The following is a 12659-nucleotide window of genomic DNA, read 5'->3' as shown; positions in this document are numbered from 1 at the left end:
GGTAATCGCTTGTCAGACTGCAATCAATTCGAAAGACGCGGCAGGATCAGATCCTTGAGATCGGTCAGCTTGCCATGAAAAAAGTGTCCGCATTCTGCCACTTTCAGCAGCTCATGGGGGCGATCGAGCGCGTCGGACCAGTCATAAACCAGCTGCGGATCGATGACTTCGTCGGTTTCCGGCTGGATCAGGGTCAACTCGCCATGCTGCGGCAGTTGATCCTGGTCGCCCAAACGCATGACGGCGGGCGCGACCATGAACACATGCTTGAGTTGCTCGCCCTTGGCTTCCAGACGTCCGCCGAGACTGGCGGCAACAAAACCGCCGAAGGAGAAACCGAACAGAGTCAAAGGTATTTCAGGATGTTTGGCTCGCAACCACTCGGCCGCTGCCTGGGCGTCATCGACTTCGCCACTGCCCATGTCGTGCGTGCCTGCACTGGCACCGACGCCACGGTAGTTGAAACGCAAAGTAATCAAACCGGCGTCGCGCGCGGTGCGCTGCAAGGTCGAGACGACTTTGTTGAGCATGGTGCCGCCCTGCACCGGATTCGGGTGGCAGATCAGCGCCAGGCCGCGGGGCTGCTCGCTGTCCAGATACAAGCTCTCTAATTGACCGACCGGGCCATCAATCACTACAGGGGTTTCGCGCATAAGCAAGGAAGGAACTCCGTGACCTCGAATCGGGTCGACTCGTCTAGCCAATTGTCTGTGCCAATTCTATTGCGAGTGAATCGCGGTATACAGCGCAGGTTCGAGCCGTTAACGTAAAGCAAAGCCGTTTATAGAGGAAGGACTCGTGGAACACTCGCTCTTAGTTTGGTTGTTGCCGACTCTTGCCCTGGTTGTGGGTGTCGCCATTGGATTCCTGATTGCTCGCCTGGTGCCGAATGCCGCGCCTAACCGCACGCAACGTCAGCTGGATGATATTCAGGAACGTTTTGACAATTATCAGAACGAAGTGGTCACCCACTTCAACAGCACTGCAACACTGGTCAAGAAACTGACTCAGAGCTATCAGGAAGTGCAGGATCATCTCGCCGAGGGCGCCAATCGTCTGGCCCTGGACGAGCAGACTCGCCAACGCTTGCTGGCGGCCCTGCACGCCGACGCGGCACAGGCGCCACGGGAACGCCTGACGCCACCGCGCGATCAGGAACCGCCTCGCGACTACGCCCCTAAAATGCCGAACGCGCCAGGCATGCTCGATGAGCATTACGGCCTGAAGAAGTAATCAGGTTTCCCGCGACACAAAAAGCCCTCGGACAAGTGATTGTTCGAGGGCTTTTTTGTTGCTGATGTCTTCTTTGCCTGCTCGCGATAGGGCCTGAACAGACAACAAAAAAAGCCCGATCTGTTGAGGATCGGGCGAGCTTTTGTACGCCTGGGGTTCAGTCAGGCTGTTACTGATACTGCTGAACAGGTTGACCCTGCTGCTGATATTCCTGACCCGGAATCGGCTTCAGGTTGACCTCGACACGACGGTTCTGTGCCCGGCCATTCACATCACCATTGCTGGCAATCGGGTTATCCGGCCCGGCACCACGCGCCGACAGGTTGGCGCCGCTGACACCCTGGGAAGTCAGGTAAGTCGCCACGCTCTGGGCACGACGCTGGGACAGGTCCATGTTGTGCTGACGGCTGCCGGTGCTGTCGGTGTAGCCGACGATCTCGATCTGGTTCTGGTTGAACTCCTTGAGCGAGCCCGCCAGATTGTTCAGCGGCTGGTAGAAGCCCGACGCGATGTTCGCCGAATCGGTGGCGAATGTGATGTTGCCCGGCATAATCAGCTTGATCTGATCGCCCTGACGCTGCACTTCAACCCCGGTGTTGGCCATGCTGGCCCGCAGCTTTTTCTCCTGCTGGTCGGCGTAGTAACCATAGCCGGCGGCGGAAGCCCCCACCACGGCGGCGCCAATCAGCGCGCCCTTGCCACGGTTATCATGACTGATGGCAGCACCGGCCAGCGCACCGGCCAAGGCGCCGAGGCCACTGTATTTGGCGGTTTTGCTCATGCCCGTGGAGCCGCCATCAGCCTGACCCTGGCTGTCATAAGGGTTCTGCGATGCGCAACCGGACAACAAAGCCACCGCAGTAGCGACAATAATCAAACGACGCGAGGTGAACATGGAGAGCTCCTACTTTTTTTTTGCATTCTGTGGTGCAGCGGACTTAAGCAATAAACCTTTGCGGGCGTTGGATCATGGCCAACGCCAAAAATTCCGTCGTGACTTTCACAACTGCATCTTCAGGCTCGTACAAAGGGGTTACCGCGCATTTCATCGCCCAGACGAGTATCCGGACCATGACCGGTCACCACCGTTGCCTCTTCGTCGAGGGTATACAACCGTTGCTTGATCGAACGCACGAGAGTCGCCTGATCGCCTCCCCACAAATCCGTGCGCCCTACCCCGCGCTTGAACAGCGTATCACCGGCAATCAGCAGCTTAGCCTCTGAAAACCAAAAGCTCATGGAACCTGGTGTATGACCCGGCGTGTGCAACGCCACGCCACACCCGCAAGCCAACTCTTCATCGTCGGCCAACCAGCGATCCGGCGATGGCACGGGGGTATAAGGTACACCGAACATCTGGCACTGCATCTCCAGATTGTCCCAGAGGAATTGATCGTCTTTATGCAGGTGCAGCGTCGCTCCGGTTTTCTCCTTGAGCTGCCCGGAAGCCAGGAAGTGATCGAGGTGCGCATGGGTGTGGATGATGCTGACCACCTTCAGGCCCAAGGCATCGAGACGCGCAAGGATCAGTTCGTGATTGCCGCCCGGGTCGACCACGATGGCTTTTTTGGTGATCGGGTCGCCGATGATTGTGCAGTTGCACTGCAACGGGCCGACGGGGAAGGTTTCGCGGATGAGGGTGGGTTGCTGGGACATCGGGGCACGCTCGGGAAACAGGAATGGCCAATTTTGGCACAAAATCGCCCTGAGCCATTTACCTCATGTGCTTGTAAAAATGCGTTACCCCAACACCCCCAATTCCTTCGCTCGCGCCACTGCCTGCGTGCGCCGCTCAACCCCCAGCTTACTGTTGATATGGCTGGCATGGGTTTTCACCGTGTGCAGCGAAATAAACAACTGATCGCTGATTTCCTGGTTCGAACACCCTTGGGCAATCAGTCGCAGAACGGCCAGTTCACGCGTGCTGAGTTGTTCGGCAGCAGGTGATGACTCCACCATCGGCCGAGAGACCAGGGCCGGAAGTTTTTCCGAGAGGCTCTGCGAAACGCCCGTCGGCGCACAGAGTTGAAGTTGCCCGCGCAGCCAGTCCGGATGTTTGGTCAGCAATTGTTCAAACGGTTGCAGGACGCCACCGGCGGCCGCTTCCAAAGCCTGGATCAATGCCTTGCGGGCCTCGGATTCGCGCCCGCCCGCCAACAACAGCATGATTTTCTGATTCAGTGCCATCACGCTGAGCATCTGCCGGCCACTGTGCTGACCGTGTTCATGCAGTGCATTCAAGCGCCCTACGGCGAGCATGGGCTGGCCTTTCATCACGTCCAGAACCGCCTGTTGCAGTTCAATGTGCAGCGGCAGTTGCGGATGGAACTCCGGGGGGGCCGCGGGATGCTCGCCGTTGTAGGTCTGGCCCAGTCGCGCGAGCCAGGCCTCGGCGAGGTCGGTGCGGCCCTGGGCCAGCCAGAGTTCGCATTTGACCAGGGTGATCATCGCCAAGTAGTAAATCGGCGGGACATCCCAGATATGCATCAGGCGCTCGGCCTCGGCGAGTTCGGCAAACGCTTTGGCGAACTCGCCGCTGCTGCCCTCCAGACGGGCAATCACGCAGTGGCCGATCAGCACACTGATGTCGCGACAGGCCCGTGCTTCGCCCAAACCCGCGAGCAAACGTCCCCGTGCGGCCTGGGGTTGCAAGCGCAGCGCCAGCAAGAACCCCTCGTATAAGGTCAAGCGGGCGCGCACTGCATAAAGCCGTTGCGGGGATAAGCCTTGCAGGCGCTGCAACCCCTGGCGGACTTCGTCCAGTGAACGAAGAATCTCCCCGCGCGCTTGCAGCACACGGGCGCGGTCGTAATGGGCCAGCGCCTCAAACAGCGGATTACCGACCCGTTGTGCCAGCTCAAGAGACTCACGATTCAATCCCCGTGCGCGCCAGAGGTCGCTGTCGGCAATGGCCAGGTTCGACAATGTCGAGAGGCACATCAGGCGCTGCCCATAGCGTTTGGCCGGCAGGCTCTCCAGCGCTTCTGTGCAATAGAGCAACGTCAGCTCGCGATTGCCTCGCCCCCGGGCAATGATGCCGCTCAGGGCCAGCCATTGCGCCAGCATGGATTTTTGCGCAGTGGCCGACGGGGCCGGCAGGAAGCGGCTCAAGTGGCTGGCCAGTTCCTCAGCGGCGTCCAGCTGGCAGGCCAGCCCCAACGCCCAGCTGTAGAGCACGATCAGCCGTGGCGTGCTGATCAGCAGGCTGTCGGGCAAGTCCATTTTCCAGCGCAGCAGCATGCCGACGTTCTGCTCGGCCAGCAGCTGTTCTTCAGAAAGGTTTTGTACCAAATTCGCTGCAACGTCCAGATGCCCTGCACGCAACGCCTGCTCTACCGCCTCATCGAGTAACCCTTGGGCGTTGAACCAGCGGCAGGCACGCAGATGCAGGCTGGCCGTCGGCACCATTGCCTGCGCGGTGGGCCGGCTGCGCAGCAGGTCGGAAAACAGGTGGTGATAGCGATACCAATGACCGTGTTCGTCCAGCGGCACCAGAAACACCTGATGCGCCAGCAGGAAACGCAGGATCTCGGCACTGTCATGGGCTTCGCGCACGGCGTCGCACAATTCGCTGCAAAAGCGCTCTTGAGGCGCGGTGTCGTACAGGAATGACTGCACCTCGGCAGGCAGACTATCGATGACTTCTTCGAGCAGGTAATCGCGAATCAGCCCTTCGCCACCGTATAGCGATTGGGGCAACGCACCCTCGCAGCCCGCCTCGGAGGCCGCCAGCAGCCAGAAGCGCAGCCCTGCCACCCAGCCTTCGCTACGCTGGATCAAACTCTCCAGCGCCTCGCCACGCAATGAAATGCTGTGCCGATCAAGCAGGGTCAGGGCTTCATCATGGGTCAGTCGAAGATCCTGCTCATGCAACTCGAGCAGTTGCCGCGATAGCCGCAGGCGCGCCAGATGCCAGTCGGGACGTTGCCGGCTAGTGACCATGACCAGCAGACCGTCGGGTAAATGATTGAGAAAAAATTGCAGGCAACGATCAAGCACCGGGCCCTGGGCCAGATGATAGTCATCAAGTACCAGCAACAGTGGCGTACCGGGTGACAGATGCACAGCCAGCTCATCGAGCAAACCGTCCAGCCATTCTTCGAAAGCGAACGGCTGATGACGTTGGCGCATTTTCAACAGCCCCAGCGCCTGACTGCCCAGTTGCGGAAAATACTCCTGAAGGCCTTCGAGCAGGCGCTCAAGAAAACGCCCGGGATCGCTGTCCCGCGGACTTAACCCCAGCCACAGGCTTTGCCAGTGATCCGGCAACCCCTGACAAAATTCCACTGCCAATGAACTCTTGCCGAACCCCGCCGGCGCACTGACCAGCAACAGCCTGCCACCGAGGCCGGCGCTCAGGCGCTCGCACAAACGCGGCCGCAGCACATGGCCATCGGGCAGCGGAGGCCGGAAAAAGCGCCCGTTCAATACCGCGACGGCAACGCTTGCAGGGCCCGGAAGTGGGGACAGATCAGTCATGGCCGGCTCTTGTTTGAAAGGCTGATGGCGGCGTTACAGATGTCCGCAGCCTAGCGGTAAACGAAGAGCTATTGAAGGTTGTTGCTACAAATGGCTACAAAAAGACTACGAACAGAAGTCTCGGTAAACCGGACAGCCACACCGGCCTACAACGATTTTTATGAACGTCCAAAAAAACGCCCCGAACCAGTCGGGGCGTTTTTTCAAGGATGCGGCCTCGGTTTACAACGTATTAGCGAACGCCTTCCTGACGCAACGCTGCCGGAGTGAAGTCAGCGGTGGAGGCAGTGAAGCCGAAGTTATACGCAGACTTCTCTTCGTTCTTCATGCCCAGTGCCAGGTAGCGGCCCGATTGCAGGTCGTACAAGGTTTCGAGGGCGTACCACGGCACTTGCTTGTCGTAGTAGTTCTCGGAGTGAGCCTCGGCGACACGCCACAGTTGCCCACGACCGTCGTAGTGGTCGACCACTGCTGCCTGCCAGGTGTCTTCGTCGATGTAGAAGTCACGTTTGGCGTAGATGTGACGCTGACCTTCCTTCAGGGTCGCGACCACATGCCAGACCCGACGCAGCTCATAGCGAGCCAGGTCCTGGTTGATATGGCCGGCCTTGATGATGTCGGCGTACTTCAGTTTAGGATCATCGAGCTTGTAGCTGTCGGAGGCGATGTACATCTCTTTCTTGCCTTCGAGCTTCCAGTCGTAGCGATCCGGCGCGCCGTTGTACATGTCCAGGTTGTCGGAGGTACGCAGGCCATCGGCCGCGGTACCTGGCCCGTCATAGGACACCTGCGGCGCACGACGTACACGGCGTTGCCCGGCGTTATAGACCCATGCCGAACGCGGCTCTTTAACCTGGTCCAGGGTTTCGTGTACCAGCAGCACGCCACCGGCCAGACGAGCCGGCGCGGTCACTTTCTGCTTGAAATAGAACAGGATGTTACCCGGATTTTTTGGGTCGTAATCCTTCATCTTGTCACGGAATACGAACTGGTCCTCGAAGTACACCAGGCTGAACGAGCCGTTCGGCTGCGGCGTGGCCTGGGTGATCAGACGGGTCACACTGCCGCCGCGATAACGGGTGATATGGTTCCAGATGACTTCAACGCCGCTTTTCGGAATCGGGAACGGGATCGCGGTTTCGAAGTTTTCCAGACCGTTGCCGCCGGACACCAGGTTAGTGTTGGTGGCGTTCTTCTTGATCGAGGCGAACACGTCATCCGGCACGGTGGCGCCGCGATGGGACGGGTAGACCGGCATCTTGAAGGTTTCCGGGTAGCGCTTGAACATCGCGTACTGACCCGGCGCGAGCTTGTCCTTGTACTGGTCAACGTTTTGCGCGGTGATGGTGAACAGCGGTTTTTCACTCGCGAACGGGTCAGCCAGGAAACCTTTGCTGTCTACGGCACCGGCGTTTTTCGGCATAGGTTTCCAGGCCGGGATCGAACCGTCGGCGTTGCCCGCCATCTCGGCGCCCATCGGGGTCAGGCTCTTGCCCAGCTTGTCCGCTTCGGCCGCCGGGACCGCCGCCATGACACCGGTTGCCAGCAACGACAGACCCAGAACGCCAACGTGGAACAGACTCTTTGTTATTTTCATAAATGTGTTCGTCCTGAAAATACAGTGCTTAGAAGTTCACGCCGAAGCTGAGCGCAACGAAGTCGCGATCATCCACGGTGGTGTACTTGCCATCGAAGAAGTTGGTGTACGCCAGGCTGGCGGTGTAGGTGTTCTGGTATTCGGCATCGACACCCAGGCTCACCGCTTTACGACCTTCCTCGAAGTTGCCGCCAGGGCCTGGCGAGTAACCGCTCACGTCGTGGGACCAGGCCACGTTCGGCTTGAGGTTCACACCGGCGAATACGTCGTTGTATTCCCAGATGGCGCGACCGCGATAACCCCATGACATCGACGTGGTAAAGCCATCGTCCTCGCAGTTGCGGCTGCGGTTGTTGGTAGCAGCACCTGGGCCGGCACCGTTGATGGTGCTGGTATTGAGGATCGCCGAGCAGGTATTGAGGCCGCCGGTAGACGGCAGTTCACCCGGCCCGTAGACCGGGTCACGGCCGTAACGGACATCGGAGCTGCTTTCCAGGCCGCCAACATGGGTCACGCCCACTTCACCCACCAGGGTCAGACGGCTGGCACCCATGACCTGATCGAAGAAGTGCGTCAGGGTGGTCTGGAACTGGGTGATTTCCTTGCGGCGATAGCCGTGCAGATCCTGGCCCGGCACGCCTTCGAGCAGCGACGCATTAGCCAGAGCGCCACCCAATGGGCGCACGCCAGAAAACAGGATGTCGGTGGAGTTGAGTTGCACCGGCGCGTTCGGACGGTAGCTGATCTCGCCGCTCCACGCCGTACCGGTAGGCAGGGTGGTAGAGAAGCTCAAGCCGTAGAGGCGGATGTCTTCCGGGTACTCGACGAAGTACTCGGAATTACCGGCGACCACTAGCGGCCCGAGTGCGCGGAATGCCGGCGGCAAAGCTGCCACGCCGTTGAAGATCGATTGCGGAGCCCCGGTGGCGCTGAAGATCGGCGCACGGCTGTGATAGTTCATGAAGTACGCGCCGAACTCGGTATCGAGCGGTTCGAACATGTACTTCAAGGACGCGCCCCACTGGCCGCTGTCCCGCGCATCGCGGTCAGGACCGCGACGCACCAGCACGCCTTCTTCGTTGACGTCGACGCCCGCGTTGGCCAATGGGCCCAATGCTACAGCCGGGATGGTCGAGCGTTTGTTCAGCACGCGCAGGTTGTTGTCGCAACCGTCGGCAATGATGTCCGGCTGGGAGAAGAAGGTGCCGCAATTATCGACGACGGTCTGGTCCCATTCCAGCTGATAGAAGGCTTCGGCCGACAGATTGTCGGTCAGGCTCTGGGACACGTAGAACATGTTGACCGGGATCAGACCTTCCTTGACCTCGGCACCGGGACGACGGAACGCCGACACGTCGATCGGGTTGATCGAGTTGATGCCGCCGCCGATGAAGGTACTTTCACCCCAGCTAACAACCTGCTTGCCCAGACGCACGGAACCCGGCTGATCGGCAATGGAGTAGTTGTGGTAGACGAAGGCGTCGAGGATCTGGCCGCCGGCAGACTTGGCGCCTTCCTTGCGATTTTCGTCGCTGATGTCCTTGAACTCGCGGCTTTCATCCTTGAGTTCGAAGTCATACCAGTATTTGCCCCGGACGAAGACGCCGGTGTCGCCGTATTTCAATTCAAGGTCATGGATGCCCTTGAAGATCTTCGAGAAAGTTTCGCCGCTCTTGAAGTTGTTGTGACCGTCATCGGACGTCTGGGACAAGCCGTGGCCCCCGTTATTGACGCCGATGAGGTTTTTGTTCGGGCTCTGAGTAGACCAACTGGCTCCGATCGACAGGGATGAGTCGAATTGACCTTCGATCTCACCGACGTTGAAACTGACGCCGAATGCAGGCCCGGCGAGCGAAGAGGCGAGACTGACTGCCAGGGGCAGTTTCGCCCGGCGCCAGAACTGGTTTACTGATGTCATCGACGCTACTCCATGTGCATTATTGTTATGGCTGAGTACTTTTAAAAACGTTGTGGGTGACCGGAAGCCAAGCGGTTCCGACGTCACTCCAAAGTTGCATCGCCCCGTTTTGTGCGCGCTCCGTTCTTAAAATTCCTTGAGCGGACTATAGCCAGCAGGTAGTAGTGCTTGATCCCTCTAAAGTGTGATTTGCAGCTGCCGGCCACTCTGGAACAGTCCTTTCGCCAGTCCGACACATGTCGGCACGGCAAGGATGGCTGAAAATTCGGATTTCACAAGCCAAGCGCTTGCTTGGTGGGTCTGGCGCGCCCTTTCGGGCACGCCAGATGACGCTTAAAGCGTCGAGAGGAAGGTACTGTTGTTAGCCTGCCATTCAGTGATGTCGACGCGGATGCGCTTCTTGTCGAGTTTGCCGACGCTGGTCTTGGGAATTTCAGTAACAAGGGCGATCTGGCTCGGGATGGCCCACTTGCTCAGGTGCCCCTGCTCAACGAACGGCTTGAGGTGCTCCTTGAGTTCCTTGGCCCCGATCTCATGCCCTTCCCTGACCACCAGCAGCGCAAACGGCCGCTCGCCCCACTGCGGATCGGCGATGCCCACCACTGCTACTTCACGTACCGCAGGGTGACGGCTGATCAGGTCTTCCAGGTCCAGGGAGGAGATCCACTCGCCACCGGTCTTGATCACGTCCTTGATCCGGTCGCGAATGTCGATCACGCCCATGCTGTCCAGGGTCGCCACGTCGCCAGTGTGCAGCCAGCCCCCGGCCCAGAGCTCGGCGCCTTTCTGCGGCTCGTTGAAATACCCCTCGGTGAGCCACGGCGCACGCAGCACCAATTCGCCCTGGGTCTCGCCATCGGCAGGCAGGAAATTGCCATCGGTATCGACGATCGCCGCCTCGACCAACGGCCCCGGCACACCGGCCTTGATCCGGTAGGTGGTGCGTTCGTCTTCGGTACCGGCCATCAGCTCATCGTTGAGGTGCGCGCACGAGACCAATGGCCCGGTTTCCGACATGCCGTAAGCGGCAGTCAATTGAATGCCCTTGGCCTTGGCGGCATCGTACAGCGCATGGTTGAGCGCACTGCCGCCGATAACGATTTTCCAGCCACCGAAATCGGTATTTTGCGCGGCCTTGGCATTGAGGAGCATTTGCAGAATGGTCGGCACACAGTGGGAAAAACTCACCTTTTCCTTGCGCCACAATTCCACCAGATACTCGGGGTCGTAACGGCCGGGATAAACCTGTTTGAGCCCGAGCATGGTCGCTACATATGGCAAACCCCAGGCGTGCACATGGAACATCGGGGTGATCGGCATGTACACATCGTTGGTGCCCAGCAGGCGCACGCTGTCGATGGAGCCCATGATGGTCGCCACGCCCATGGTGTGCAGCACCAATTGCCGGTGGGTGAAATACACGCCTTTGGGGTTGCCGGTGGTGCCGGTTGTGTAGAACGTGGTGGCAACCGAGTTTTCGTCGAAGTCCTGGAAGTCGTACTGCGGGCTCGCGGCGGCCAGCAATTGCTCGTACTCGCCAATCAGGTTCGGCAAATCGGCGGTCTTTTCCGGCAAGTCGGTCAGCAGCAGGGTTTTCTCCACGGTGGTCAGGTGCCCGGCAATCGCCTTGTACAGCCCGACAAACTCGCTGTTGACCAGCACGAAGCGGTCCTCGGCGTGGTTCATGGTGTAGAGAATCTGCTCCGGCGACAGGCGCACGTTGATGGTGTGGATCACCGCACCGATCATCGGGATGGCAAACATGCATTCCAGGTAGCGATGGCTGTCCCAGTCCATCACTGCCACGGTATCCCCGGCTTTCACGCCGGCGGCCGTCAGCACGTTGGCCAGCCGCGCGACCCGCTCGATCAGGGTCGGATAGCTATAGCGCAATTGATCGCGGTAGATAATCTCGCGGGTTTTTTCATAACGGGCGCCGGACATCAGCAGCCGTTTAATCAACAGCGGATACTGGTAAGCGCCCTCGGCTGGGGGGATAACGCGAGTCTGCAACATAAGAGTCCCTTTTCTGACTGCACGGTCTTGGCTTTTAAAGCTAAGCACTCTAGAGCCCTTGAACGCCAGTCAAATCAGCCAAAGGGATGATTTGCACAGCCGTACGAATGATAGCTTTGCGCCAGCATTTGCAGGGATTCGTTAGCCGTCACGCCGTTTTTCCTACGACAGCCTCGGATGGCGTTCGGGGGAAAAACACTGCTGCTACGAAGGTCAGCGCTGCAAAACCCGCCAATATCAGGTAAAGGCCTACAAAACCTTGGCGCGGTTCGACAAACGAAATCAGCGGAATCGCGCTGGCACTGGCACCGAACGATAAACAGTAACGCAGCGCGAAGACTCGGGATTGCCATTGCGGTGCGACGAAGTTAGCGACCATCGCATCATTCACCGTGACCTGGCCAAACACCACGAACATGAACGCCGCGCCCAGCGCTATCACAGCCCAGCCCTCGACATAGGCCAACCCGAACAACAACGGCGCCTGGCACAGCGTCAACACTATGAACGGCCATTTCAGACTGAAACGATGCAAGACTCGTCCGATGCTCAACTGCGCCACGGCGCCGAAGGCATATGCCAGACTGACCACGACGCCAAGGATTTGCGGCGAAGCGAACAAATCGTGCAGGCGTTCCTGAAACAGTTTCGGGTAGGTCATGGTCGTGGCATTGAACACCACACCGCCGGTGGCGGTAGCCAAGGCTAATACGGTGAACACCAAGAGCATGGAAATCCGCTGGCCCGCCGCACCTTTGAGCGGTGTGTGCGGACGCTTCGGGATGGGTTCTTCACGCACCTGAAGCGCGAATCCGATGCCCAGCACAATCGCCACCACGCCCGGCAAAATGAACGCCGAGCGCCAGCCGAGCTGCGTCACCAGCAACCCGGTGATCAGCGCCGAAAACGCCACGCCGAGGTTGCCCCACATGCCGTTGATACCGATTTCCCGGCCCCGGTTCTGTGCGTAAGCCACCAGCATCGCTGTGCCCACCGGGTGATAGATCGCGGCGAAAACCCCGATCAGCGTCAGGCCGAGTACCAACATCGGTGCGCTGCTGCTCACGCCGGTAAAAATCGCCGAGGCGCCAATGCCGAAGAAAAACACCAGCATCATTTTTCGTCGGCTCCAGTGATCCCCCAGCCAACCGGCAGGTAGCGAACAGCCGCCAAAGGCAATGAAACCGCCGAGGGACAGGCCGATCAGCGCGGCATAGTCCAGCGCGAAGGCCTGGGTCATGCCGAGAATGGCGGCCGGAAAAATAAGCATGAACATGTGATCGATCACATGGGCTGCGTTGATGTAGCGGAGGACATTTCTGGACTGGTTCATCGAGGCACGCTTTACGTTGTAATGAGCGGCTTATGCTAAGTTGGCGAAAAAGCGTATTCCTGACAACAAAGTCATTGGATCTG

Annotated in this window: 9 protein-coding genes; 1 reads left to right on the top strand and 8 read right to left on the bottom strand. The window is 59.1% G+C overall.

The window, feature by feature from the left end; translation table 11 throughout:
* Positions 1-23: 23 nt before the first annotated feature.
* On the bottom strand, positions 24-653 hold the full coding sequence (locus tag CKW20_RS00475; RefSeq protein WP_095051203.1) for an alpha/beta hydrolase: 630 nt from the start codon (positions 651-653) through the stop codon (positions 24-26).
* 145 nt (positions 654-798) lie between these two features.
* On the opposite strand from CKW20_RS00475, the gene CKW20_RS00470 reads away from it, so the two are divergent.
* Positions 799-1233 carry a YhcB family protein gene (locus CKW20_RS00470; protein WP_030129754.1) on the top strand — a complete coding sequence of 145 codons (435 nt, stop codon included), beginning with the start codon at positions 799-801 and terminating at the stop codon, positions 1231-1233.
* Positions 1234-1402: 169 nt separating this feature from the next.
* On the opposite strand, the gene CKW20_RS00465 is transcribed toward CKW20_RS00470, so the two are convergent.
* The 7 genes from CKW20_RS00465 to CKW20_RS00435 all read right to left on the bottom strand — a co-directional run bounded on the left by CKW20_RS00465 (position 1403) and on the right by CKW20_RS00435 (position 12576).
* Positions 1403-2128 carry an OmpA family protein gene (locus CKW20_RS00465; protein WP_095051202.1) on the bottom strand — a complete coding sequence of 242 codons (726 nt, stop codon included), beginning with the start codon at positions 2126-2128 and terminating at the stop codon, positions 1403-1405.
* 119 nt (positions 2129-2247) lie between these two features.
* Positions 2248-2889, bottom strand: coding sequence for an MBL fold metallo-hydrolase (locus tag CKW20_RS00460; protein ID WP_095051201.1), 642 nt, complete (start codon positions 2887-2889; stop codon positions 2248-2250).
* 84 nt (positions 2890-2973) lie between these two features.
* Positions 2974-5712, bottom strand: coding sequence for a LuxR C-terminal-related transcriptional regulator (locus CKW20_RS00455; RefSeq protein ID WP_095051200.1), 2739 nt, complete (start codon positions 5710-5712; stop codon positions 2974-2976).
* A 232-nt stretch (positions 5713-5944) separates the two neighbouring features.
* Complete coding sequence (locus CKW20_RS00450; protein ID WP_095051199.1) at positions 5945-7309, bottom strand: DUF1329 domain-containing protein; 1365 nt, start codon at positions 7307-7309, stop codon at positions 5945-5947.
* A 28-nt stretch (positions 7310-7337) separates the two neighbouring features.
* The gene (locus tag CKW20_RS00445; RefSeq protein ID WP_095051198.1) at positions 7338-9227 is read right to left on the bottom strand and encodes a DUF1302 domain-containing protein; all 1890 of its coding nucleotides are present in this window, start codon (positions 9225-9227) and stop codon (positions 7338-7340) included.
* A gap of 333 nt (positions 9228-9560) precedes the next feature.
* Positions 9561-11243 (bottom strand): fatty acid--CoA ligase, encoded by a 1683-nt coding sequence (locus CKW20_RS00440; RefSeq protein WP_095051197.1) that lies wholly within the window; start codon positions 11241-11243, stop codon positions 9561-9563.
* Between the two features lie 148 nt (positions 11244-11391).
* Positions 11392-12576, bottom strand: coding sequence for an MFS transporter (locus tag CKW20_RS00435; protein WP_095051196.1), 1185 nt, complete (start codon positions 12574-12576; stop codon positions 11392-11394).
* Between the last annotated feature and the right edge of the window lie 83 nt (positions 12577-12659).

Source organism: Pseudomonas sp. Irchel s3b2, from assembly GCF_900187445.1.
Lineage (GTDB): Bacteria > Pseudomonadota > Gammaproteobacteria > Pseudomonadales > Pseudomonadaceae > Aquipseudomonas.
Note: the sequence above shows the minus strand (reverse complement) of the source record. Positions and strands in the feature narration are given on the sequence as shown.